Source organism: Novosphingopyxis iocasae, assembly GCF_014334095.1.
Lineage (GTDB): Bacteria > Pseudomonadota > Alphaproteobacteria > Sphingomonadales > Sphingomonadaceae > Novosphingopyxis > Novosphingopyxis iocasae.
Window position 1 is genome coordinate 1097805 of sequence record NZ_CP060495.1, and the last position, 22313, is coordinate 1120117.

Below are 22313 nucleotides of genomic sequence, written 5' to 3' on the forward strand. Positions count from 1 at the left end.
ATGCAAAATAGTCCAGTTGCGCCGGTGGCGCAAGATGCTCCGCATTTGCCGTCCGGCGTAGATGCGGCGCTCCACGCTGCATCCTTTGGCTGGCGCGTCCTGCCGATCGTTCCGGGCCGCAAGATACCCTACTCGACCACCGCAACGGCGGCGGCGCTGGGCGTCGATCCGACGGGACCAGCGGGCGTCCATCACGCTCGATCCGATGAAGCGTCGATCCGCGCGCTGTGGGCGGGCGAGAGGGCCGGGGCTTGGATCGGGCTGGCAATGGGCGATGGCCGCTTGGCGATCGACATAGACGAACGGGATGGCAAGAGCGGCTCGGCCAGCATGGCCGCGAAGGGGTGGACAATCTCGGCCAGCGCAATGCAGCGCACGCCGTCCGGTGGATCGCATATCCTTGTGGACGTGCCCGCTGGACAGCCCGCGCCAACCGATACGCTGGCGAGCGGATTGGACAGGCGCGGCGATGGTGGTTTCCTGGTCCTTTATGATCCCGCGATCCTGTCCGCACCGCGCGCCACGGCTCCGCAATGGGCGACCGCTGGCGCGGATCGAACGAGCGCGCGGATCGCACCGGGCACTGGGCAACGGGCACCGGCCTATCAAGTGGCGCTAGACGCGCTGCGCAGCCGCGATCCGAGCGACATGGGCCGGGATGTCTGGCTTCTATTCAGCGGTGCTTTCTATGCCGCTGTGGCGGGCCTTGCGGACAATTGCACGGCATTGGCCGATTGGCTCGACTGGTGTGAAGGGCATGGGGAGAAGAACGATCCAGCTGCGAACCGGCGAGCGTGGGCGGACTTTGCCCGCCATGGCACCGGGGGCGATTTCCGCACGCTAGGCCGGATGAGCGAGGATGCCAATGCTGCGGGCTGGGCCGCGTTCGGCGGGATCATGCCGCCTTTGCCGCCTGGTGCCCGTTTGACGCGAGCTGCGAATGATCCGGCGGCACTGTTCGTCCGCGTGGCCGACATGGTGGCCCGTCCGCCCGTTTTCCTGATCGACGGCCTCTTAGAGGAGGATGCGCTTGCTTCACTGTTCGGCGATCCGGCATCGGGCAAGTCGCTGGTCGCGATCGACATGGCGGCATGCGTCGCGACGGGCGAAGCGTTCCACGGGCACCGGGTAGCGAGCGGTCCAGTGTTTTATATCGCGGGAGAGGGCAAAAATGGGCTGCGAAGGCGGTTCGCCGGTTGGGAAGAACTGCGCGGCGTCTCGATAGCCGAAGCGCCGCTGTTCGCGTCCACCGCTGCCGTCCAATTTCTCGACGGCCCTAGCGCCACCATGGCGACCGCTGCGATCGATGCGCTAGCCGCGCAGCACGGAACGCCCCGGCTGATCGTTATCGACACGCTTGCCCGCAATTTTGGCCCCGGCGACGAAAATTCGACCGCCGATATGAATGCCTTTGTTGCGGCGCTCGATCGGCTGCGCGAGCGATACCCATGCTCCGCCGTCCTCTTGGTCCATCACTCCGGTCACGGTGAAAAGACACGCGGACGCGGATCGAGCGTCCTGCGCGGTGCGGTGGATACCGAATACAGGGTCGAAAAGAAGGGCGAGGCTGTCACCCTATCGAACAGTAAGATGAAAGATGCGCCACCGCCGCGCGCTATGCAGTTCGAACTGGTCGAGGCGGCGGGATCGGTCGCGCTGGAATTTACGGGCGAGCCGGATGGGTCGGGCGGCGGCCTGACTCCCACTGCCCGCATGGGAATGGAAGCGTTCGCCGCGGTGGCGGTGGACGGCGCGGCAAGCGAGCAAGGTTGGCGGGCGGCGTTCTATGAGCGCCACGACTCAGAAAAGCCAGAGACATTGAAGAGGGCGTTTCACCGCGCCCGAACGGCTCTCATTGACGGGCGGCAAATTGTGCAATCTGGCGAAAATTATAGCCGCATGCCGATGCCGGGACTCGTCGAGCGATAATTATAGCAATTTGTACAATTAACAGACGGGACAGCGGGACATGCCGGGACGAAGCCCCCTGTCCCGTTAGCCGTTCAACCCGATGAAGCCGGGACGGACGGGACAGCAGCCTTAGGGCTGTCCCGGTGTCCCGCTCGGTGAACCTGATAATCTGTTAAATATGGACTGGATTATAAAAAAACGATCCGACCTACTATTCCAAGCAGTCCAGCAATTTACACAAGTTGTAGCAATTTGACCGGGACATACCCGATCTCCCAATATTGATTTGCTGCACAGTCGGTTGGTTATATTGCTGAATTGATATTGGTGCAGTCCTACAGTTTTTGACTAGTAAGAATGGTCCAATTGGCGCAGTTTTCGAATTGGTAGAAACTTCCTACATCATTCTATTTTTGCTTGACTTACGTATTCGAATACCCATTCTTTAGGTAAACCTAAGGAGGGAGTTTTTTACATGCCTGCCATTTCAGAAACCGCAACCGATCGAGGCGCCGTTTTTACCTTCACCAGCGATAGCGGTTCGAGCGCCGTTGCGCATATCGTGCCCCATGATGCGCTTGCACCGCTCGCACCGGCGCTGCGCTCGTTTGCCGAGCAACACAGGGTGGCCTTCGCGACATATCGCGATGGTGCCGCAGTTGAGCATGTCCGCCAGGTCGCAGCACCGCTGCTCAAGGCCACGCGGTCCGCGATCGAGGCGGGCAGGACCGAGCGCAGCGCAATAGCGGAAGCGGACCGAGTGGCCCGCACCGTGCCACCTTCGGTGGATATGAGCGCAGCACCCGAGCGGCGCTCGCGATACCGGGAAATGGATTCGGCGGCGCAGGTCCGTGCCGTTCAAGGGGCCAGCCTGGCCGATCTGGCCGCGCTAACAAAGGACGGCAACTTGGCGTACCTTGATCCGGCGGCATTCGAACTGGCCGAGCGGAGATTCGTCGCGCTTGCCCAAATCGAGCGTACCGGCATGATGGCAGACCATGCTCAGCGGCCTTCGCTGGACCTCTTGACTGCCAGCGGCCCGGATCGGGAAGCGGCTGAGCGAGCAGCGAACGAGGTGTTGGCCCGTTTTGACGATCGGAAGGCTGCGATGGAGGCGGCGGAGCGCTCGCTTCAAAGTCACTTGGCATTCGTGGCCGCTGCGCTCGATATGCGTCCAGATGAGGCGCTTGCGGCGGTTTTGGCCGCGTGAAACTGCCCGACACCATCTATCTGCCAACGCGGGAGAGGATCGCCGCTGGAGAAGCATATCAGCGGCTCGGCTGGTCACGGCAGTCTGCCGCGTACCATCGGGCCGCAAACGGGTTTCCTAACACGATTGACCGCAGGTGGATCGACACGGCGGCGCTGGCCCACTGGTGCCTTCAAAAAAATGTAAAAGTGGAGTTCGTCTGATGGCAGTTGAACCGACAATCGCGACTGAATGGGGTCCAAAGCGGGACGACGCTGGCCGGTTCTTGCCCGGACAAGGTGGGCGAAAACGCGGCACAAAAAACAAAACGTCCGCCGCCACATTGGCCGCAGTACAGGAAATGGCCTCATTGACCGTTCTAAAGCTTAAAGAGCAGGTCAATTCTGGTAACATGCGGGCAATCGAACTTGTTCTGACATATGTGTTACCAAAAGGCGGTCGCTGCATCGATCTTGACGGGACCGCTGATCCGCACGAAATTATCGAAGCGATGACTAACGGTGAGATATCGCCGGACGAATTCGCACGCATAGCACAGGGCTGGAAAACTGCGATCGATGCGGCTGACTTGTCTGAAATTAAGCGACAAGTCGAAGAACTTGAATCAATCGTCGTGGCACTGCGCAAATGAGCAGAGTTAGTCTGAGCAATCGCTTGTCTAATTTGAGAGACAGGCTCGAACGGCACGATCCGATGACGTTAGCGATTTACCGCATGGAGCCGGACATGCGGGCCAAGTTCGACGATTGGCGGGCTGATCGCGATCGAGCGATTGCTGCTGCATCCGATCCCGCACGGCCTGGTGAAGCCTACGCGGCTTTAGCGGACGGCATGCTGCATTTGCCGCCGATGCCCCATGTGTTGCGAGACTATTTCGCGCTGGGAGATGGGCCGCGCATAACCGACAGTATGGACTTGCGGGCGGTTCAAGAAATCTACGAAGGTATGGCAGATGGCTAACCCTGTTCCTGGCCGAAACGACCAATCCGATAACGTTTCCACGCTTAAACAAGCGAAATCTAGCGGTATTTGGGCCGCTGATCTGCGCGAACCGGCAATGGCTTTAATTTTCTTAAATGGGATGTGGCGATTGCCTTCGTCCTACTTTAGCAAAATGCCACGCCGCCACATATGGTCTGTTCGGGACGCTGGAATCTATCGCCTGCTCGATCACGTTGAGTACGATCCGAACGTTGAAGAGGCTACATTCGGACGCGATGACATTGGCCGTCCAATCGTAACGATTGGTCCAGTTCAAACTGTCTTAGCGCTATGCACTGGTTTCAAGGGTAACGATCCTAAACGATCGTTGGAAAGGCTGTTCGCATATCGCGATCATACCGATGAAGCGGCACGCGATGCGATGGCGCTGATTGGCGCGATGGGACTTAACCGATCGGGCGGACGTGCACCTGAGCCGTTGCCTCTTCGTTGATCGTTTGCCAACCTCCACCAGTCAACAGGAGGCAAAGCAAATGAACAAGGCAATTATCGTCGGATGCCTATTGGCTGGTGGCTGCACCACGATCGCGGACACGATGGCCGAGGAACCAGAACGAATATACGCGTCAAACAAAAGCGCTGACGCTTTGGAAAGCTGTCTTGGCAATGCGCTGTCGTCACTAGGAGGCCCCAACACTATCAGGGCAGAGGGCAGTCGAACGCTAAATTTTGGCGAGCGAATGATGAACAACACGTCCGTGACGATTCGCTACGGCAATCCGAACACCGTCGAAATTAGACGCAGTAGCGTGCTCAAGCAGAGAATTACCGATCGGGTTGAGGGTTGTTTATGAAGATCGAATCCGCTGACCCTCCATTGCATCCCGTTGCAAAAGGTTATGTGGGACAGATGGGATAATCGGACCGGCTATCCGCTTAACCTGAAAAATTCCCCCACTGCTTCAATGCGTTACACCACTTTAAACAAACGAAATGGCGGAGAGGGTGGGATTCGAACCCACGGTACCCGTAAGAGCACAACAGTTTTCGAGACTGCCCCGTTCGACCACTCCGGCACCTCTCCGCGAGGCGAACGGGGCAATGGTCGAAGGGCGAAAGCCCCGGCTCCGTTCGGCAAGGCGCGCCCTCTAGCGCACTCCCTTTGGCTTGCCAAGCCCCGTATCCGAAGCGGATCGGTTGTATTTGCCACGCATTGGGCCGATATGAGTTCTGACATGAACCAGACTGTTTCCATCCGTCAGGCACGCTTCGGCATCGGCGATGTCGTGCGCCACCGTTTCCTCGATTTTCGCGGCGTCGTTTTCGACGTTGATGCCGAATTCTCCAATAGTGAGGACTGGTACGAAGCCATTCCGGAGGACATCCGCCCCGCCCGCGATCAGCCCTTCTATCACCTGTTCGCTGAGAACGAGGATTCCAGCTACATCGCCTATGTCAGCCAGGGCAATCTGCTAGACGATCATGATGGTGGTCCGGTCGACCACCCCGAGATCCGGCAGTACTTTGCGGCATGGTCGGGCGAGAAATACGCCCTTCCCGCGCACCGCCGCAATTAAGCGGGCCGCTCAACTGCGGATTTTCCACCCCGAGCGCAGCAGCAGATAGACCAGCGTGCCGCCGATCAGGTTGAGCGCGAACACCACCAGCGCGCCAATCAGCACCGGCGAATCGGCAACGCCGAGGAAGCCGTAGCGAAAGCCCGAAATGATGTAGAAGAAGGGGTTCGCATGGCTGATCGCCTGAAAAGTCGGCGCCAATCGTTCGACCGAGTAGAAGGTGCCGGACAGGAGGGCGAGCGGCGCGATCACGAAATTGGTGACCGCCGCGGCATGATCGAACTTTTCCGCCCAGATCGACGTGACGAGCCCCAGGATCGCGAGAAAGACCGCGCCGTTGAGGCCGAACCAGAACACCGCCCACGGTTCGCGAATCGCAACCGACACACCCGGCCACAGCAGCATTGCCAGCCATACGGCGAAACCTACCGCGAAGGCGCGCGTCACCGATCCTGCGATCAGCGCGAACATCAGCTCCGCATAGCTGAGCGGCGGCATCAGATAATCGACGATGGTACCCTGAATCTTGCCGACCAGCAGCGAGAAACTGGCATTGGCGAAACTGTTTTGCAGCATGCCCATGACGATGAGGCCGGGCGCCAGAAAGTCCACGAACGGCATGCCGAGCGCGGTGCGGCCGCCGCGCGCCAGCGCCACGGTGAAGATGATCAGGTAGAGCAGCGTCGTGATGCCCGGCGCCCACACGGTCTGCAGTTGCACGCGCATGAAGCGGCGCACCTCTTTGACGTAGAGCGTCTTGAGCCCCGCCCAATTCACGCCGGAAATGGTGGGAACGCCGAAGCCCGGTTGCGCCGGGCCGGCCTGTTTCCTAAATTCGCTGTTGGACGCCATGCGGCAATCGCCTAACGCCTGCCGCTTATTGCCGCAACCACCGCGCTCTCCCGCGCGCTGTCAAATCAACGAGAAAGTTTTTATGGCCTGGACCGACGATCGGATCGACCTGCTCAAGAAGCTCTGGGAAAAAGGCCTCACCGCCAGCCAGATCGCCGAGGAACTGGGCGAGGTCAGCCGCAATGCCGTGATCGGCAAGGCGCATCGCCTGGGCCTGAAATCGCGCCCCTCTCCGGTAAAATCCAATGAGGCGGAGAAAAAGGCCGAGCCGGAGCCTGCGCCCAAAGCAGCTGAACCTGCACCGGCACCGACACCGGAGGCAAAGGAAGAGGCGCCCGCCACCACCGATAGCGCGCCCGAGGAGCAGGAACAGAAGGCCGACAGCAAGCCGCAGCAGAAGGTGGTGTCGATCGGCCCCGGCGGCTTCATGCGCCAAGGCCCCGGCGATCAGCAGCCACCGATCCCGCCGGCCCCGCCGCGCCGCCTGGTGCCGGCCAAGCCGAGCCCGGAGATCGCCGACAAGACCAGTCTGCTCGATCTGAATGAGCGCGTCTGCCGCTGGCCGATGGGCCATCCGGGCGAAGCGGACTTCCATTTCTGCGGCGAGCCGGTGAACCCCGGCTTCCCCTATTGCGTCGAACATTGCGGCCGGGCCTATCAGGCACAGCTGCCGCGCGGTGCCCGCCGGCCCCCGCCGCCGCTGCCCTTCGGCGGTCCGCGCGTGCGCTGAGGCCGTTACAAACGAAATTGAGGAAGGCGCGCCCCCACCCGGGCGCGCCTTTTTTGTGCCTCCTATCGGTCGTCGGGTGCAATCTGAAAGGTCGCACGGGTCCGAGGACACCCCCCTCGCAATTCGGTTCAAACGTTCTCTCCCGTCGATGAACCGCTGCGCCCCGCGAGACATTTTTCCAGTCGGTCGAGGCGCCGCAAGAGCGCAGCGCTATCATCATTCGGCAGCACCCCGCGTTGCAGATTGCCATAGAAATAGGGCTTCGATCGCCGCCACTCGGCTTGCACGCGCTGCTCCTCGATCCTGCGCGCGCAGGCATGGTCCAGCGCGCGGTCCCACGCCTTGGAAAAAGATGCCGCATCGTCCCGGCGTTTCAGCCGATACGCAGACCGTGCGCTGATGCCGACGCTTGCAGCGGCGCGGCTCACCGATCCCAGATCGGCCAAGGCAGCGATAAACGCCCGTTGGCGAGCAAGCGTCCAGCCATCGTGGCGGTCACGCGTACGTACGGGGCGGAACGGAATGCGCACCGAAGGGCGCGCGCCGAAGTGAAGCGATAGTTTGTTCGTCATCCAACAGCTTATGCCGATGGCGGGCGCTGTAGGACAGAACGAAGGACGAACATTTATCGTCGATCCATCCGGCGCCGCTTGCCAGCGCGACTTTCGGCCCCCTATACCGCTTCCTATGGCCGACGATCTTTTCGGTGCCTCGGGAGGCACAAGCAGCGACAACAGCGGATATGACGCTAGCTCCATCGAAGTGCTCGAGGGGCTGGAGCCGGTGCGCCGCCGCCCGGGCATGTATATCGGCGGGACGGACGAGCGCGCGCTGCACCACCTCGCCGCCGAAGTGCTCGACAATGCCATGGACGAGGCGGTGGCGGGCCATGCCACACGCATCGAGGTGGAACTGGACGAAGGCAATCGGCTGACGATCGTCGATAACGGCCGCGGCATTCCCGTCGATCCACATCCGAAATATCCGGAGAAATCCGCGCTGGAGGTGATCCTCACCACGCTGCATTCCGGCGGCAAGTTCTCGGACAAGGCCTACGCCACCTCCGGCGGCCTCCACGGTGTCGGCGTGTCTGTGGTGAATGCGCTTTCCGTCGAAACGATCGTAGAAGTGGCCCGCAACCGCACGCTATATCGCCAGACTTTTTCGAAAGGTGCGCCGCAAACCGGGCTCGAGGAAATAGGCAATACGCCCAACCGGCGCGGCACTTCGATCAGTTTCGTGCCCGATCGTGAAATTTTCGGGCCTACGGCGATGTTCAAGCCCAAGCGGCTGTTCAAGCTGGTGCGGTCCAAAGCTTATCTGTTCGCAGGCGTCGAAATCCGCTGGAAATGTGCAGCGTCTCTTGCCAGCGAAGAGGTGCCCCAGGAAGCGGTGTTCCAGTTTCCGGGTGGTCTTTCCGATCATCTTTCAGAGCAATTGCAGGGACGTGAGTGCGCGACTTCAGAGTCTTTCTCGGGAAGCCAGGATTTTCCGGACAACCAGGGCCGCGTCGAGTGGGCGATCGCCTGGCCGCTCTGGTCCGAGGGATCGACTGACTGGTATTGCAACACCATTCCCACCCCCGCCGGCGGCACGCATGAGCAGGGTCTGCGCGCCGCACTAACCAAGGGCCTGCGCGCCTTCGCCGAGCTCGCGGGCAACAAGAAAGCCTCGCAGCTCACCGCGGACGATGTGATGGGCGGGTGCGAGCTGATGCTGTCCGTCTTCATCCGCGAGCCTCAGTTCCAGTCCCAGACCAAGGACCGCCTGACCTCGCCCGAAGCGGCCAAGCTGGTCGAGAATGCGGTCCGCGATCATTTCGACCATTATCTGACCGGCAATATGGAGCGCGGCCGCGCGCTTCTGGGCTTCATCCAGGAAAAGATGGAGGAGCGCCTGAAGCGCAAAGCGGAGCGCGAGGTGAAGCGCAAGACCGCCACCAGCTCTCGCAAGCTGCGACTGCCGGGCAAGCTGACCGACTGTTCCGAGGCCGGCCCGGACGGCACCGAACTGTTCATCGTCGAGGGCGACAGCGCCGGCGGCAGTGCCAAGCAGGCGCGCGACCGCAAGACGCAGGCGATCCTGCCGATCCGAGGCAAAATCCTGAACGTGGCGTCGGCCACCGTGGCCAAGATCATCGCCAACCAAGAGATCGCGGATCTGATCCAGGCGCTCGGTTGCGGCACACGCAAGGACTGCGATGCCGACAATCTGCGCTATGAACGCATCGTCATCATGACCGACGCCGATGTGGACGGTGCGCATATCGCCACGCTGCTGATGACCTTCTTCTTCCAGGAAATGCCGGATGTGGTGAAAAAGGGGCATCTGTTCCTCGCCCGTCCGCCGCTCTATCGCCTGACCAGCGGTGGCACGAGCGTGTATGCCGCCAACGATGCGCACCGCGCCGAAATCGAGGCGACGGTGTTCAAGGGCAAAAAGGTCGAGGTCGGGCGCTTCAAGGGCCTGGGCGAAATGAACCCCTCGCAGCTGCGCGAAACGACGATGGACCCGAAGACGCGCTCCCTGATCCGCATCACGCTGCCGCATGAATATGAACAGCGCGCGGGCGTGTCGCAGCTGGTCGATCGACTGATGGGCAAGAAGCCGGAAGAACGCTTCGCCTTCATTCAGGAAAATGCTTCGAGTTTGGAGGAGGATGCGATCGATGCCTAAGATTGTTTCGCAATTGCTTGTACTTGCCGCATTGCTGTTCTGCGTGACGGCTCCTGCCGGCGCGCAAAGTGTAGAGCCGAGTGACGGTCTCCGGCAACGCGCCGCTCAGCTGACCGAGATCGTAAATGGCGGCGGCGACGTTGAGGACATGTTCGCCCCAAGCTTTCTGGCGCAGGTGCCCGAGGCGCAGCTCCGCGCCCTGTTCGCGCAGGTCGTCGCACAGCAAGGCGAGGCCGGGGCCGCAAGCAACTTCGCGATGGCGACGCCCGATCAGGGTCAGTTCGATCTGGCCTTCGACAAGGCAATCGGCGAAATTCGCATGACGGTGGCAAGTGATGCGCCGCACCGCGTGATCGGCCTGCTACTGACCGGCTTCCGTACCGAGAATGACAGCCTGGATAAGGTCCGCGCGGAGTTCGAGGCACTGCCGGGCCGTTCAGGCTATATGATCGCGCGTCTTACCGACGATGGTCCGATCACCGTGGCGGACTATCAGGGCAACCGGCTGCTCGCACTCGGCTCCGCGTTCAAGCTCTACATCCTTGCCGAACTCGCCGATCAGATCGCCAACGGGGATCGGCAATGGTCCGATATAGTGGCGCTGGACCGCACCAGTTTTCCCAGCGGCGTGATGCAAAGCTGGCCGAAAGATATGCCGGTGACGCTCGCCACACTCGCCACGCAGATGATCTCGATCAGCGATAATACGGCCACGGATATCCTGCTGCACACGCTGGGGCGCGAGCGGGTGGAAGCGCGGCTCGCCAAGATCGGTCATAGCGATCCCTCCGCGATCCTGCCTTTCCTGAGCACCGTTGAGGCGTTCGCGCTGAAGATGGACGGCAATGCGGAGCTGCGCGATCGATTTCTCGCCGCCAGCGAAGCCGAACAGCGCGATATTCTGGAACAGAACCGCGATCGGCTGGACATCTCGCAGGTCGACGTCACCCAGCTCGCGGGCGCCCCGCGCTTCGTCGATACCATCGAATGGCCCGCCGCGCCCCGCGATATGGTCGCGCTGCTCGATTATCTGCGCACCGTGAAAGCCCCGCTGGCGCGCGAGATCATAGCCGTAAACCACGGCGTTCCGGACAGCGGCCGTTGGGATTATCTCGGGTTCAAGGGCGGTTCGGAACCGGGCGTGATCCAGATGGACTGGCTCGCCTGCACCAAGGACGCCGAATGCTATGCAGTCGTCGGCGGCTGGACCGATCCGGACAAGGAAATCGACCAGATGAAATTCGCCTCGCTGATGCAGCGGCTGCTCAAGCTGGCCTACCCTGACTGATCGTTAGCCGCGTCGCTCAAGCGTTAAGCGCTTCAACCAGCGCACGGACCTTCGCCTGGCGCCATTGCGGCAAGGGTGCGACCAGCCAGTAGCGGCGGCGGGCGGTTTCGGCGTCATGCCAGTCCGCCCCGGCGGCCTCGGCCAGCATATGCGGGATGCGTGCCCGGCCAATCCCGGCGCGGGCCGCCTCCAGCGCCAGCCCGGCATCGGCGACCGACAGGCGGATATCCCCGCCCGCGCCGCCTTCCCAGCACACACGATCGCCCTCGCCCACCCATACGGCCTGCTGCTCACCCAGCGGCAGGCATTCGATATCGCCGGGATCGGCGGTGTAGCGCACCGCGAGGTCGACATTGGCTTCGGTGAAATCGAGCGGTTCGTCCGCGGCGATCAGCTGAAAACGAAAATCCTCGTCGCTCTTCGCATAGTCGGCGAGACGCGGGAGCAGCCAGTAACGGCTGATGTCGCGCGGCGCGGCGATGGTCAGGCGCTTGGAGCCCTGCCCCTGCTGCATCGCGCGCACGCTGTCCTCGAACTGCAGGAAACCGGCGCGCAGCGCTTCGAGCCCGCGCGTTCCTTCGGGCGTGAGTTCCAGCCCCTTGGGCGCGCGGCGGAATAGGACCACGCCGAGCACATCTTCCAGCGCGCGGATCTGCTGGCCGACGGCGGCGGGCGTAACCGCCAGTTCGTCCGCGGCGCGGGTGAAGCTGAGATGGCGCGCGGCCGCATCGAACACGCGCAGACCATTCAAGGGGAGGAGGGTGCGTTTCATGAGAGCTCTTTTTCGCCCAATTTGCGTGGGTGCTGAGCGTGTGGAAGCACGGTTTTCGGGCGAGAGGCACCCTTCGACAGGCTCAGGGCTACGGATTCCACAGGCAGATCGATCGTCACCGCGCGCTCGCCGGGGCTTCGAGACGGAATAGCGGGATCGCGGCCATGATGGAGCCTTCGCCTTCATGCGCCATCATATAATGGCCTTGCATCGAACCCTCCGGCGTCGGCAGCGGACAGCCGCTCACATAATCATGCGCGCTGCCCGGCTTGATCACCGGCTGCTCGCCCACCACGCCCGCGCCTTCGACGGTGCTGGTGACGCCCATGCCGTCGGTGATCTGCCAGTGGCGCGTCAGAAGCTGAACCGGCCCGTCGCGATGGTTCTCGATCCGGATGTGATAGGCCCAGAACCAGCGATTGTGATCGGGGCTGGATTGCTCCTCCAGATAGTTGACCGCCACGCGCACGGTGATTCCGTCCGTGGTTTCGGCCAGTGGGAACATCAGTTTGATCACAGGCCCGCATCCTCGCAGGCCCGGTCCAGATCGGCGATGACATCGCGCACATCCTCCAACCCGACATTCAGGCGCAGCATGTCCTCGGTGATGCCCACCTCCTCGCGCGCCTCGGCCGTCATGCCGGCATGGGTGGTGCTGGACGGGTGGCACATCAGGCTGCGCGAATCGCCGATATTGTTGCTGATATCCACAAGCTGCAGTGCATCGAGCAGCGCATGCGCGCGCTCACGCCCGCCGCCGACATGGATGGACATGATCGATCCGCATGCCTCCATCTGCTTTGTCGCCAAATCGTGGCCGGGGCTGGAGGCGAGGCCGGGATAGTTCACCCGCGCGACGCGGCCTTCGAGAAATTCGGCGACCTTCATGGCGTTCTCGCTCTGGCGACGAATCCGCAGGTCCAGCGTTTCGAGCGATTTCATCACCACCCATGCGTTGAAGGGGGCGAGCGTGGGGCCGGTGTTGCGCGTAAAAGCGAGCAACGTTTCCTCGATAAATTCCTCGCTGCCGCACACGGCACCCGCCATCACACGCCCCTGCCCGTCCATCATCTTGGTGGCGCTGTAGGCGACAACATCCGCTCCAAATTCCATCGGACGCTGCAGCACGGATGTGGCAAAAGCGTTGTCGACCACGCTGGTAATACCGCGCGATTTCGCCAGCCCGCATATCGCGGCGAGATCTAGCACCTCCATCGTGGGGTTGGCCGGCGTTTCGAAGAAGAACACCTTGGTTTCCGGACGGATCGCCTCTTCCCAGTTTTTGAGATCGCGCCCGTCGACAACCGTCGTCGCGATGCCGAATTTGGGCAACAGCGTGTCGGTGAGCCAGCGACAGCTGCCGAAAAGCGCCCGGCTCGCCACCACATGATCGCCTGCCTCCAGTTGGCAGAGCAGGCTCGCGGTCATCGCCGCCATGCCGCTCGCCATCGTGCGGCAGGTGTCTGCGCCTTCCATCAGGGCAAGGCGCTTTTCCAGCATCTGCACGGTGGGGTTCTGCAGGCGCGAATAGGTCATGCCCTCCTGCTCGCCCGCAAAACGCGCCGCGGCATCGCCCGCGCAATCATAGGAATAGCCGGAGGTGAGGAAGAGCGCCTCGGACGTTTCGCCCCATTCGCTGCGCGCCGTGCCGCCGCGCACCGCCAATGTTGCGGGGTGCCAGTTTTTGGTAACGTCCGGGTTCTGACCGCTATCTCTTTTCATGGCCCCGCTTTGCGATTTACGCAGCCCCGCGTCAATGCGGGCGCTTGCCGCTTCAACGGCGATTTCCTATCGGGCGCGCGAGGGAGTTTTGCGAAATGGCCGAGCAAATGCGACGTTGGAGCGAGTGGGCTGACCGGCTGAGCGTCCAAGGCTGGGCCGCGCTGGCAGGGGCGCTGGCCACCTGCTTCTTCCTGATCAATATTCAGCATCCTTCGGCGATGTTCTTCGATGAAATCTATTATGTGCCCGCCGCCCGGCACTTCATCGATTTCAGCGTCCCCCTAAACGATGAGCATCCGCCTCTTGCCAAGTGCATCATTGCGCTTGGCATCACGATCTTCGGGGACAATCACTGGGGTTGGCGCGATTTCAGCGCCATCTTCGGCGGCCTGGCGCTGTTCGGCGCGCTGATGTTCGTGTGGGAGCTGTATCGCAGCGGCCGCCTCATGATCCTTACCGGCATCCTGCTGATTGCGGGCCATTTGCTCTTCATCCAGTCGCGCATCGCGATGCTCGATATCTTCATGGCGGCATTCCTGATGCTGGGGCTGTGGCAGCTCGCGGCGGCGGTGCGCGCGCAGAAGGATGGATGGAAGCGCCTGGCCTGGGCCGGTGCCATGCTGGGGCTGTCGGTCGCCTGCAAATGGACCTCCGCACCCTATCTGCTCGTGGCGGGCTTGAGCTTTTTCGTCTGGCGCGCGGGGGCATTGGGCAAGCGCGCCTGGAACCCTGCGACCTTGCTGCTGGACCGCGCTGCGGCGCCGGTGCGCGGCGTTTCGCTTTCGGAGGCGGGACTGCTCCTCGGGCTGCTGCCCGCAATGCTTTATCTCGCCACGTTCATTCCGATGGCGTTCTTCGCCGAGAAGGCGGTGCCGATCCAGCATCTGATTGTCTATCAATGGGAAATCGCCAAGCATCAAGCAGGGTATATGGCCCCGCATCCCTATGCCAGCCATTGGTGGCAGTGGATCATCGACGAACGGCCGATCTGGTATCTCTACGAACAGGCGGAAGGCGCGATCCGCGGCGTGGTGCTGCTCGGCAATCCCATCATCATGTGGACAGGCCTGCCTGCTCTGATCCTGAGCGTGGTGCTGGGCGTGCGGACGAAGAAATGGGCGCTGACGGTGCCCACCGCCTTATGGGTCACGGGCATGGCGATGTGGGTCATCGTCCCCAAAAAGGTGACCTTCTATCATCATTATTTCCTGCCGAGCTTTTTCCTGATCATCGCGCTGGCGGTGACGCTGGAATATCTCTGGCTGCGCGACCGCAAATATCTTGCTCCCGCACTGATCATGCTGGCGGCGGTCGGCGTCTTTATCGACTTCTACCCGATCCTGGCGGCGCTACCGCTCGATGGACCGCAGGCGTTCAACCATTGGATGTGGCTCGATAGCTGGCGGTAGGTGGCCCCCTGCGCGACGCAAAACCGCTTAAATCCGTGAGCCCTGAGCTTGTCGAACCAGGTGACTGCCGCCGTGCCTCAGTAGCGGCCCCAGACGAAGCGGCTCGACAGGGCGAAATTCCATACCGCGCCGACCAGAATGCCCGCGAGCGCAGACAGCGTCAGCCCGGCCATGGATTCGTCGTACAGGAAGGCGGCAATGCCGACATTGGCGATCGCGCCGACGCTGCAGAACAGGCAGAAGCTGATCCATCCGCGCAGCATCGGCAGGAAGCCGGCGAGCCGCTTGTCGCGGTAGGTCAGCGCGTTGTTCAGGAAGAAGTTGAACGTCATCGCGCCGATGGTCGCGGCCGATTGCGCGACGATGAAGCCGCTTCCCAGTCCTTCGAACAGGCTGGTGAGGATCGCGAAATGCACCGCGATGCCGAGCACGCCAATGGTGGCGAACAGGGCAAAGCGGACCGGCAGGATGCGGCCGAACAGCCGGTCATACAATGCCAGCAGATATTCGAACGCCACCACCCGGTCGAGCTTGCTCTCGCCCTCTTCGCGCACGTTGAAGGTGTAAGGCAGCTCGGCAATATTCATCGGCTCGCGCGCCACGGTGACGATGTCGAGCAGGATCTTGAAGCCGATGCCCGAAAGCTTCGGCGCGACGCGGCGGAACCGGTCGGAACGGATCATGAAGAAGCCGCTCATCGGGTCGCTCAGCGTTAGGTTGAGCAGCTTCGTGCCCAGGCGCGTGGCGAATTGCGATTTGCGCAGGCGCGCCTCGTCCCAATCGCCGGTGCCCCCGCCTTCGACGAAGCGGGAACCGACGACGAGGTCCAGCTCGGGCTCCGCATGAAGCTTCTCGACCATCTGTAGCAGCAGGTTTGCGTCATGCTGCAGATCGGCATCCATCACCGCGACCAGCGGTGCGCCGGTGGCCATCATCCCCTCGATACAAGCAGAGCTGAGGCCGCGCCGCCCGAGCCGTTCGATCACGCGGATGCGCCGGTCCTCGCGCGATCGATCGCGCAGCATCTGCGCGGTGTGATCGGGGCTGTTATCGTCCACGAACACCGCCTCCCAGACGATGCCCTGCAGCACGCGGTCCAGCGTAGCGATGACGCGGTCGATGTTCGACGCTTCATTGAAGGTCGGCAGAACGACGGCGAGTTCGATCGCGTCTTCGTGCTGGAGTTCCCCCTGATTCATGGGCGCTCCCTTGCCCTGCAACCCGCGCTCAATCAAGCATCCGCTGGAGCCGCGCAATCATTTGCCGGCGTCCGCCCATCACGTCGGCGCGCCTTTCCGTGAACAGCTGCCGTTCCAGAAAATGACCGGTGAGCGCGAAGCCGCCCACTATGTCCTCCCAGCCGGGGCGGTCGTCCACCAGCAGAAAGCGCGGGAGAGGCAGAAGCTGCGCCTTATACCCATCGCCTGCCGCGCGGGAGACAGCGCGGGCGCTGCGCGGGCTGACATAGATGAGGTCTTCGGTCTCGCCAGTTGCCGCGCAACTCGCCAAGTCCAGCCCGAAGCCGAGTTCCGCGAGCAGTAAAAGCTCATAACGCACCATCGCTGCCGCCCATCCGCGAGCCGAAGGCGCATGGCAGATCGCCTCCAGCAACCCCGAAAGCGCGAGATAAAGCCGCGGATAGGCGTTCTCCTCCGGCAGCGTCGCCGCCGTCAGCGTGGTCGCCCAGTCCAGCGCCGCGGCGGGCAGCGGTTCGGCCAGCCAAGGCGCGCGGCTGGCGATTAGCTCGACAGAGAGCGAGGCAAGCTGATCGGCGGTGCGGGCGCGAAACTCCGCCTGCACGAGATTCGCCGGGATCAGGATCGGCCGCATTCGCCGCGATCGCCCGCCGCGGACATAGCCCGCCACCAGTCCGTCATCCGGCGTGAAGAGCCGCGCAATCGCGCCATGCTCGCCATGATGGCGCACGGAACAGACGATCGCTTCGGTGGAGAGCTGGGGCATTCAGCCTGCCCGAAACACATAGACGTGTTCACCGCGCATGGAAGAAATCGTAGACCGTCTGCGCCACACTGTCATTGATGCCGGGCGCACGTTTCAGGTCCGCGAGGCTGGCGCTTTTCACGGCGCGCGCGGTGCCGAAATGCATCAGCAGCGCGCGCTTGCGGGCGGGGCCGATGCCCGGAACCTCGTCCAGCGGGCTGGTGCCCATCGCCTTGGATCGCTTCTGCCGGTGCGCGCCAATGGCGAAGCGGTGCGCCTCGTCGCGCAGGCGTTGCAGATAGAACATCGCCGGCGCGTTGGGCGGCAGCGTCAGTTCCCGCCCGTCGGGCATGTGGAAGATCTCACGCCCTTCGCGCCCGTGATGTGGGCCTTTGGCGACACCCACCAGCGGCACATCCTCGATCCCGAGCTCTTCCAAAGCTTCCATCGCGGCGGAAACCTGCCCCTTGCCGCCATCAATCAGGACGAGGTCCGGCCATTCAGCGAACTTGCCCCCGCCCTCACGATCCGGATCTTCCTTCTGCGAGCGCGCGAAGCGGCGTTCCAGAACCTCGCGCATCATCGCGAAGTCGTCGCCCGGCGCGGTCTCCTTCCGCTTGATGTTGAACTTGCGATAGGCGTTCTTGCGGAAGCCCTCCGGACCCGCGACGACCATGGCGCCCAGCGCATTGGTGCCCTGAATATGGCTGTTGTCGTAAACTTCGATCCGCTCCGGCGGGCCTTCCAGATCGAACAACTCGGCCACCTCGGCGAGCAGCCGCGTCTGGCTGGCTCCCTCGGCGAGCTTGCGATCCAAGGCTTCCACCGCGTTGCGTTCTGCCTGCTCGACGAGCCGCCGCCGGTCGCCGCGCTGCGGCACCGCGATCGATATCTTGAAACCCGCCCGCTCGGACAGCGCCTCGCAAAACAGCTCCGACTCGGCCAGCTCACGGTCCAGCAGCAACTGGCGCGAAGGCGGCACCTCTTCGTAAAATTGCGCCAGGAAGCTCGCCAGCACCTCCTCTTCCGGCACGTCTTTCACATGCCGCGGGAAGAAACTGCGATGCCCCCAATTCTGCCCGGCGCGGATGAAGAAGGCCTGGATGCAGACCTGGCCGCCCTTGCTCGCCAGCGCGAAAATGTCCGCGTCCGACAGGCCCTGCGCGCTGATGGCCTGACTGCCCTGAATGAAGGTGAGCGCCTTCAGCCGGTCCCGGTAAAGCGCGGCCATCTCGAAATCGAGATTTTCTGCGGCTTTCTCCATTTGCTCGCCCAGCTTCTTCTGCACGCCGGTGGATTTACCGGCGAGGAAGCTTTCGGCATCGCCGACCAGCTCGGCATAATTCTCTTCGCTGATCCGCCCCACGCAGGGCGCCGAACAGCGATGGATTTGGTAAAGCAGGCAAGGCCGCGAGCGGTTGTTGAAGAAACTGTCCGTGCAGCTTCTGAGCAGGAACATCTTCTGCAGCGCGTTCAGCGTACGACCGACCGAGCCGGCGCTGGCGAACGGGCCGTAATATTGCCCCTTCGCTTTGCGCGCCCCCCGATGCTTCTGGATGCGCGGAAACGCATGGTCCTGCCGCAGCAGGATATAGGGGAAACTTTTGTCGTCGCGCAGCAGGACATTGTAGGGCGGGCGATAGCGCTTGATCAGCTGCGCCTCGAGCAGGAGCGCCTCCGCCTCGCTCTGCGTGGTGACGATCGTCATGCTGCGCGTCTGGGACACCATGCGCTGCAATCGCGCGGGAAGCTGCGCCCATTGCGTGTAGTTCACGACGCGCGATTTCAGACTGCGCGCCTTGCCGACATACAGCACCTCCCCCCCGCTATCGTGCATGCGGTACACGCCGGGCCGCGTGGGAAGCGTTTTCCAGACGGTGCGAATCGCGTCGACTCCAGCCTCAAGGTCGGGCTGGTCGGAACCGCGAACGGTATAAGCGGACTTTTCCTCGTTAAACCGGCTCGGCGCATTGGGTTGGTCCGGGCGGCCGGCTTTGCTGTCGGATGGCGGCATGGGGCCAACATAGGAGCGGCGCGCTCCCCGGGGAAGGGAGCGCGCCGCCCATATATCGTAAATTCGGAAAGCCGCGTCTTAGTGGACGCTGCCGCCGATCTGGCGAATGGATCGGTCGATCATTTCCCGATCGGCCGACGCATCGTGCTTGTCCGCGATGAGGCGGCGAGCGGCTTCCACGGCCGCCTTGGCCGCGGTCTCGCGAAGTTCAGCGATAGCAGCCCGTTCCTCGACCGCGATCTGCTCTTCGGCGAGGCGCTTGCGGCGGCGAACCAGCGCAGCGCTGTCTTCTTCCGCCTTCTCCACGATCGCCGCGGCCTGATGTTCGGCCAGTTCGCGAATGTCCGCGGCTTCCTTCTGCGCATCGGCGAGCTGCTTCTCATACTGAGAGCGCAGCTTTTCTGCCTCGGCCCGCAGTTCGGACGCCTCCGCGAGCTGGCGACGGATCGCATCGATCCGCCCATCCAGCGACCTGCCGAGGGCTGCTGGCACCTTCTTCCAGAGTACCAGCGCGATCAGCACCAGCATCGCCACCGAAACCCAGGCGGTGGCTGTCATGCCGAGCGCAGACGGCTCCTCATGAACAACCGTATGTCCGGCCTCGATCGCCTCGATACCGGTCTGCGGCATGCCTTCGCTGGCAATGGGGCTGCCCGAATGGGTTGCAGACCCACCGTCGGTCACGACCGCGCCGTCATTGCCGGACACGTCGAACTGCGAAGCGGGATTAGTCTGTGCCATGCATGATCTCCCTTACTTCGCGGGCGGCCTCGCCCGGCTCCGGCTGGATGCCGGAAAGCTTGGCCACGAGCTCGCGAGCCGCTTCGACGGCGACACCCTCGATCTCCTGCCGTGCGCTCTTGCGACGCTCCGCAAGATCGGCCTTTGCGGACTGAAGAAGAACATCATTTTCCTCACCCGCGGCTGCCAGCTTGCGCTCGGTTTCGCGGGCGGCTTCGGCGCGGGCCTTTTCGATGGCCTGATGCGCCGCAGCATGCTCTTCGTTCATCTTCTTGCGATAATCTTCTTCCAGCTGGTCTGCCGCCTCATTGGCACGGCGGGCCTCGGCCAGATCGTCCTCGATCTTGCGATCGCGGGCGATCACCGTGCCCTGGATCTTCGGATACATGCCAAGTCCGATGACAACGAAAATCGTGCCGAACACCAGCAGCAGCCAGAACAGCTGCGATGCATAGGTAGCGGCAATCTGGGCTATCTGTGGCATGTCACGCTCCGGTCAGTACCCAGCGGGAACGGCCCGAAGGCCGGTCCCGCCAGAACTTGGGTTCAGGCAACGAAGATCAGGATGATCGCGATGACGAACGACAGCAGGCCGAGAAGTTCGGCAGCCGCGAAGCCGATGAACAGACGGCCCTGCTCCTGATCGGCCGCACCCGGATTGCGCAGCGCGCCTTCAAGGAACTTGGCGAACACATTGCCCACACCGAGCGAGGCGAGGCCCGCACCGATCGCCGCAAGGCCGGCACCGATCAATTTTGCTGCTTCTGGATCCATGATAATACTCCCTAGATTTCGGCCTTTAGCCGATGGTTTCATGCGAGTGCAGGTGCACCGCATCGTTGATGTAAAGCGAGGTCAACAGCGCGAAGACATAGGCCTGCACGCCGGCCACCAGCAGTTCCAGCGCGGTGATGCCGAGCATCAGAGCGAAGCTGGGAATACCGACCAGCAGACCATAGCCGGCACCGGCATTGGTGCTGTTGATGATGAAGCCTGCCAGAACCTTCAAGAGGATGTGACCGGCGGTCATGGCGACGAACAGACGCAGCGCGAGGCTGAACGGGCGCACCATGAAAGAGAAGAATTCGATCGGCGGGATGAGCCACAGCAGCCAGGCCGGCGTGCCGGTGGGCACGAACAGGCCGAAGAACTTGAAGCCATGCTTGGCAAAGCCCACGATCAGCACGATCGAGAAGCTGATGATGGCAAGGATGCCGGTGACCGTCAGATGGCTGGTAACGGTAAAGGGATGGAGGCCGAGCACGCCGACCGGCGCCATGCCGACCAGGTTCGCCACCAGAATGAACATGAATAGCGAGAAGATATAGGGTGCATATTTGCGGCCTTCGGGGCCGATATTGGTCATCACCATGCTGTCGATGAAGCTGGTGAAGCTCTCCACCGCCATCTGCCAGCGACCGGGCACTAGCGAACGGCGCATGCCGCCCCACATGAACAGGCCGAGGCACACGAGCGCCACGATCATCCACAGCGCGCTGTTGGTGAACCCGATTTCATGACCACCGATGCTGAAACCATCGAAAATGGTCTGCACCTCGAACTGGTGCATCGGATCGATCGTACCTGCTTCTGCCACTTGCGAACCCTTATCCGATCTTCACGCCGGCGAACCGGCGAAACGAGCTTGCCCCGAACCGCTCAACGCTGCTTCTGCGTCGCGATCCGATATACATTCCTGAACGCCACCCCGATGCCCAGAAAAAGGCATAGAAGCAGCAACCAAGGTGACGTTCCGATCAGCCGGTCCAAGGTCCACCCGATCAATCCGCCCCCACCGATCCCGCCAACCAGATAGGAAAGGACACGGCTGCCGAGCTGATAATTGGCATCAGCATGCGTGTCTTTCCGCCCCGACCGGTTCAGCTCTTCGCGTTCGGCTGCATCGATCCGCTGTTGAAGCGAATCGATCCGCTTATCCTCTTCGAGCCTGGTTCGGGCGGGTCGTCTCTCATCCATGGAAGCGTCACCCGCTCAGAAGAACCGGACGCGTCCATTGGTAACGAGGAACGCCCCGCAAAAGTGGGCGCCGTTTAGGAAAGGCGCGGGGGCAAGTCAACACAGTGCCAGAGGCGCTTTAGACCTCTGGCGGGGTTACCCTAGGGAAGGGTGCCTTTATGCCGCCCGGATCAGGGGCAGCGCGGATCGCGCGTGGGCGGGCCGCTGTCGCGCGTGACCCACTGGCCGCCGGGCGTTTGGTATTTCTCGCCAGGCGAGGTCTGCAGGATCAGGCGGCAACCGGTGGTGAAGGCAAATTGCTCCACAGTTGATCCGGCGCTCGCCGCGCTGCTCGTATAGGCCGCCTTGCGCTTGATATTGATGTCATCCACCAGTGCGCGGATCGCCGGCGACGGCGAGGATACAAAACCAAGATAACCGTCCGGCTTTTCCCCGATCAGCCCCTGGGTGCGGGCCTGCTGATAGGCCGGATCGCGCTGCGCATGCGCGGCGGGCGTCACCAGGACGAGCGCCGCCGCCGTCATCGCCACCGTTGCAAACCGCTTGAACAT

Annotated in this window: 25 protein-coding genes and 1 tRNA gene; 11 read left to right on the forward strand and 15 right to left on the reverse strand. The window is 62.4% G+C overall.

All coding sequences use genetic code 11. The features are described 5' to 3' along the window. The 6 genes from H7X45_RS05190 to H7X45_RS05215 all read left to right on the forward strand — a co-directional run bounded on the left by H7X45_RS05190 (position 1) and on the right by H7X45_RS05215 (position 4917). Complete coding sequence (locus H7X45_RS05190; RefSeq protein ID WP_187336461.1) at positions 1-1929, forward strand: AAA family ATPase; 1929 nt, start codon at positions 1-3, stop codon at positions 1927-1929. 457 nt (positions 1930-2386) lie between these two features. Continuing rightward, positions 2387-3121 (forward strand): acyl-CoA synthetase family protein, encoded by a 735-nt coding sequence (locus H7X45_RS05195; RefSeq protein ID WP_187336462.1) that lies wholly within the window; start codon positions 2387-2389, stop codon positions 3119-3121. 202 nt (positions 3122-3323) lie between these two features. After that, positions 3324-3752, forward strand: a complete 429-nt coding sequence (locus tag H7X45_RS05200; protein ID WP_187336463.1) for a hypothetical protein — start codon at positions 3324-3326, stop codon at positions 3750-3752. A gap of 95 nt (positions 3753-3847) precedes the next feature. After that, the gene (locus tag H7X45_RS05205; RefSeq protein WP_187336464.1) at positions 3848-4081 is read left to right on the forward strand and encodes a hypothetical protein; all 234 of its coding nucleotides are present in this window, start codon (positions 3848-3850) and stop codon (positions 4079-4081) included. Continuing rightward, positions 4074-4556 carry a hypothetical protein gene (locus H7X45_RS05210; protein WP_187336465.1) on the forward strand — a complete coding sequence of 161 codons (483 nt, stop codon included), beginning with the start codon at positions 4074-4076 and terminating at the stop codon, positions 4554-4556. The genes H7X45_RS05205 and H7X45_RS05210 overlap by 8 nt, the downstream gene beginning before the upstream one ends. 40 nt (positions 4557-4596) lie before the next feature. After that, entirely contained in the window at positions 4597-4917 is a 321-nt protein-coding gene (locus H7X45_RS05215) for a hypothetical protein (RefSeq protein ID WP_187336466.1), read from the forward strand. A gap of 140 nt (positions 4918-5057) precedes the next feature. Here the strand turns inward: H7X45_RS05215 and H7X45_RS05220 are convergent. Further along, a tRNA-Ser gene (locus H7X45_RS05220) sits at positions 5058-5147 on the reverse strand. A 151-nt stretch (positions 5148-5298) separates the two neighbouring features. Here H7X45_RS05220 and hspQ point away from each other — a divergent pair. After that, on the forward strand, positions 5299-5640 hold the full coding sequence (gene hspQ, locus H7X45_RS05225) for a heat shock protein HspQ (RefSeq protein WP_246449710.1): 342 nt from the start codon (positions 5299-5301) through the stop codon (positions 5638-5640). A gap of 9 nt (positions 5641-5649) precedes the next feature. Here the strand turns inward: hspQ and H7X45_RS05230 are convergent, their stop codons facing one another. Continuing rightward, positions 5650-6492 carry an ABC transporter permease gene (locus H7X45_RS05230; RefSeq protein ID WP_187336468.1) on the reverse strand — a complete coding sequence of 281 codons (843 nt, stop codon included), beginning with the start codon at positions 6490-6492 and terminating at the stop codon, positions 5650-5652. An 82-nt stretch (positions 6493-6574) separates the two neighbouring features. On the opposite strand from H7X45_RS05230, the gene H7X45_RS05235 reads away from it, so the two are divergent. Further along, on the forward strand, positions 6575-7222 hold the full coding sequence (locus H7X45_RS05235) for a GcrA family cell cycle regulator (RefSeq protein ID WP_187336469.1): 648 nt from the start codon (positions 6575-6577) through the stop codon (positions 7220-7222). Between the two features lie 128 nt (positions 7223-7350). Here the strand turns inward: H7X45_RS05235 and H7X45_RS05240 are convergent, their stop codons facing one another. Further along, positions 7351-7794: a hypothetical protein gene (locus H7X45_RS05240; RefSeq protein WP_187336470.1), complete on the reverse strand. Its 444-nt coding sequence runs from the start codon at positions 7792-7794 to the stop codon at positions 7351-7353. 115 nt (positions 7795-7909) lie between these two features. On the opposite strand from H7X45_RS05240, the gene parE reads away from it, so the two are divergent. Together parE and H7X45_RS05250 are read left to right on the forward strand one after the other, a co-directional pair. Further along, positions 7910-9898 (forward strand): DNA topoisomerase IV subunit B, encoded by a 1989-nt coding sequence (gene parE / locus H7X45_RS05245; protein ID WP_187336471.1) that lies wholly within the window; start codon positions 7910-7912, stop codon positions 9896-9898. Further along, a complete protein-coding gene (locus H7X45_RS05250) occupies positions 9891-11186 on the forward strand; it encodes a serine hydrolase (RefSeq protein ID WP_187336472.1) in 1296 nt (431 codons plus the stop codon). The genes parE and H7X45_RS05250 overlap by 8 nt, the downstream gene beginning before the upstream one ends. Positions 11187-11202: 16 nt before the next feature. Here H7X45_RS05250 and H7X45_RS05255 read toward each other — a convergent pair whose 3' ends face one another. From H7X45_RS05255 to H7X45_RS05265, 3 genes are all read right to left on the reverse strand, one after another. Beyond that, a complete protein-coding gene (locus H7X45_RS05255) occupies positions 11203-11958 on the reverse strand; it encodes a LysR family transcriptional regulator (protein WP_187336473.1) in 756 nt (251 codons plus the stop codon). 115 nt (positions 11959-12073) lie between these two features. Continuing rightward, a complete protein-coding gene (gene apaG, locus H7X45_RS05260) occupies positions 12074-12472 on the reverse strand; it encodes a Co2+/Mg2+ efflux protein ApaG (RefSeq protein WP_187336991.1) in 399 nt (132 codons plus the stop codon). After that, on the reverse strand, positions 12472-13680 hold the full coding sequence (locus tag H7X45_RS05265) for a trans-sulfuration enzyme family protein (protein WP_187336474.1): 1209 nt from the start codon (positions 13678-13680) through the stop codon (positions 12472-12474). Before H7X45_RS05265 ends, apaG begins: the two co-directional genes overlap by 1 nt. Before the next feature lie 95 nt (positions 13681-13775). On the opposite strand from H7X45_RS05265, the gene H7X45_RS05270 reads away from it, so the two are divergent. Continuing rightward, positions 13776-15089, forward strand: a complete 1314-nt coding sequence (locus tag H7X45_RS05270; protein ID WP_187336475.1) for a glycosyltransferase family 39 protein — start codon at positions 13776-13778, stop codon at positions 15087-15089. A 77-nt stretch (positions 15090-15166) separates the two neighbouring features. Here H7X45_RS05270 and H7X45_RS05275 read toward each other — a convergent pair whose 3' ends face one another. The 9 genes from H7X45_RS05275 to H7X45_RS05315 form a co-directional block, all read right to left on the reverse strand. Then, entirely contained in the window at positions 15167-16288 is a 1122-nt protein-coding gene (locus H7X45_RS05275; RefSeq protein ID WP_187336476.1) for a glycosyltransferase family 2 protein, read from the reverse strand. A 28-nt stretch (positions 16289-16316) separates the two neighbouring features. Continuing rightward, positions 16317-17051, reverse strand: coding sequence for a DNA repair protein RecO (gene recO, locus H7X45_RS05280; RefSeq protein ID WP_187336477.1), 735 nt, complete (start codon positions 17049-17051; stop codon positions 16317-16319). 28 nt (positions 17052-17079) lie between these two features. Further along, entirely contained in the window at positions 17080-19044 is a 1965-nt protein-coding gene (uvrC, locus tag H7X45_RS05285) for an excinuclease ABC subunit UvrC (RefSeq protein WP_187336478.1), read from the reverse strand. 78 nt (positions 19045-19122) lie between these two features. Then, on the reverse strand, positions 19123-19785 hold the full coding sequence (locus H7X45_RS05290) for a F0F1 ATP synthase subunit B family protein (RefSeq protein ID WP_246449713.1): 663 nt from the start codon (positions 19783-19785) through the stop codon (positions 19123-19125). Then, a complete protein-coding gene (locus H7X45_RS05295; protein ID WP_187336479.1) occupies positions 19772-20269 on the reverse strand; it encodes a F0F1 ATP synthase subunit B in 498 nt (165 codons plus the stop codon). Before H7X45_RS05295 ends, H7X45_RS05290 begins: the two co-directional genes overlap by 14 nt. Before the next feature lie 62 nt (positions 20270-20331). Continuing rightward, positions 20332-20559: a F0F1 ATP synthase subunit C gene (locus H7X45_RS05300; protein WP_022672292.1), complete on the reverse strand. Its 228-nt coding sequence runs from the start codon at positions 20557-20559 to the stop codon at positions 20332-20334. Positions 20560-20584: 25 nt separating this feature from the next. Next, positions 20585-21355, reverse strand: coding sequence for a F0F1 ATP synthase subunit A (locus H7X45_RS05305; RefSeq protein WP_187336993.1), 771 nt, complete (start codon positions 21353-21355; stop codon positions 20585-20587). An 89-nt stretch (positions 21356-21444) separates the two neighbouring features. Then, complete coding sequence (locus H7X45_RS05310) at positions 21445-21762, reverse strand: AtpZ/AtpI family protein (protein ID WP_187336480.1); 318 nt, start codon at positions 21760-21762, stop codon at positions 21445-21447. A gap of 170 nt (positions 21763-21932) precedes the next feature. After that, complete coding sequence (locus H7X45_RS05315; RefSeq protein WP_187336481.1) at positions 21933-22313, reverse strand: YdbL family probable chaperone protein; 381 nt, start codon at positions 22311-22313, stop codon at positions 21933-21935.

Bases quoted from the DNA above. Each gene is read 5' to 3' on its own strand.
- H7X45_RS05190 (WP_187336461.1), top strand. From the start codon at position 1: ATGCAAAATAGTCCAGTTGCGCCGGTGGCGCAAGATGCTCCGCATTTG.
- H7X45_RS05195 (WP_187336462.1), top strand. From the start codon at position 2,387: ATGCCTGCCATTTCAGAAACCGCAACCGATCGAGGCGCCGTTTTTACC.
- H7X45_RS05200 (WP_187336463.1), top strand. From the start codon at position 3,324: ATGGCAGTTGAACCGACAATCGCGACTGAATGGGGTCCAAAGCGGGAC.
- H7X45_RS05205 (WP_187336464.1), top strand. From the start codon at position 3,848: ATGCGGGCCAAGTTCGACGATTGGCGGGCTGATCGCGATCGAGCGATT.
- H7X45_RS05210 (WP_187336465.1), top strand. From the start codon at position 4,074: ATGGCTAACCCTGTTCCTGGCCGAAACGACCAATCCGATAACGTTTCC.
- H7X45_RS05215 (WP_187336466.1), top strand. From the start codon at position 4,597: ATGAACAAGGCAATTATCGTCGGATGCCTATTGGCTGGTGGCTGCACC.
- hspQ (WP_246449710.1), top strand. From the start codon at position 5,299: ATGAACCAGACTGTTTCCATCCGTCAGGCACGCTTCGGCATCGGCGAT.
- H7X45_RS05230 (WP_187336468.1), bottom strand. From the start codon at position 6,492: ATGGCGTCCAACAGCGAATTTAGGAAACAGGCCGGCCCGGCGCAACCG.
- H7X45_RS05235 (WP_187336469.1), top strand. From the start codon at position 6,575: ATGGCCTGGACCGACGATCGGATCGACCTGCTCAAGAAGCTCTGGGAA.
- H7X45_RS05240 (WP_187336470.1), bottom strand. From the start codon at position 7,794: ATGACGAACAAACTATCGCTTCACTTCGGCGCGCGCCCTTCGGTGCGC.
- parE (WP_187336471.1), top strand. From the start codon at position 7,910: ATGGCCGACGATCTTTTCGGTGCCTCGGGAGGCACAAGCAGCGACAAC.
- H7X45_RS05250 (WP_187336472.1), top strand. From the start codon at position 9,891: ATGCCTAAGATTGTTTCGCAATTGCTTGTACTTGCCGCATTGCTGTTC.
- H7X45_RS05255 (WP_187336473.1), bottom strand. From the start codon at position 11,958: ATGAAACGCACCCTCCTCCCCTTGAATGGTCTGCGCGTGTTCGATGCG.
- H7X45_RS05265 (WP_187336474.1), bottom strand. From the start codon at position 13,680: ATGAAAAGAGATAGCGGTCAGAACCCGGACGTTACCAAAAACTGGCAC.
- H7X45_RS05270 (WP_187336475.1), top strand. From the start codon at position 13,776: ATGGCCGAGCAAATGCGACGTTGGAGCGAGTGGGCTGACCGGCTGAGC.
- H7X45_RS05275 (WP_187336476.1), bottom strand. From the start codon at position 16,288: ATGAATCAGGGGGAACTCCAGCACGAAGACGCGATCGAACTCGCCGTC.
- recO (WP_187336477.1), bottom strand. From the start codon at position 17,051: ATGCCCCAGCTCTCCACCGAAGCGATCGTCTGTTCCGTGCGCCATCAT.
- uvrC (WP_187336478.1), bottom strand. From the start codon at position 19,044: ATGCCGCCATCCGACAGCAAAGCCGGCCGCCCGGACCAACCCAATGCG.
- H7X45_RS05290 (WP_246449713.1), bottom strand. From the start codon at position 19,785: ATGGCACAGACTAATCCCGCTTCGCAGTTCGACGTGTCCGGCAATGAC.
- H7X45_RS05295 (WP_187336479.1), bottom strand. From the start codon at position 20,269: ATGCCACAGATAGCCCAGATTGCCGCTACCTATGCATCGCAGCTGTTC.
- H7X45_RS05300 (WP_022672292.1), bottom strand. From the start codon at position 20,559: ATGGATCCAGAAGCAGCAAAATTGATCGGTGCCGGCCTTGCGGCGATC.
- H7X45_RS05305 (WP_187336993.1), bottom strand. From the start codon at position 21,355: ATGCACCAGTTCGAGGTGCAGACCATTTTCGATGGTTTCAGCATCGGT.
- H7X45_RS05310 (WP_187336480.1), bottom strand. From the start codon at position 21,762: ATGGATGAGAGACGACCCGCCCGAACCAGGCTCGAAGAGGATAAGCGG.
- H7X45_RS05315 (WP_187336481.1), bottom strand. From the start codon at position 22,313: ATGTTCAAGCGGTTTGCAACGGTGGCGATGACGGCGGCGGCGCTCGTC.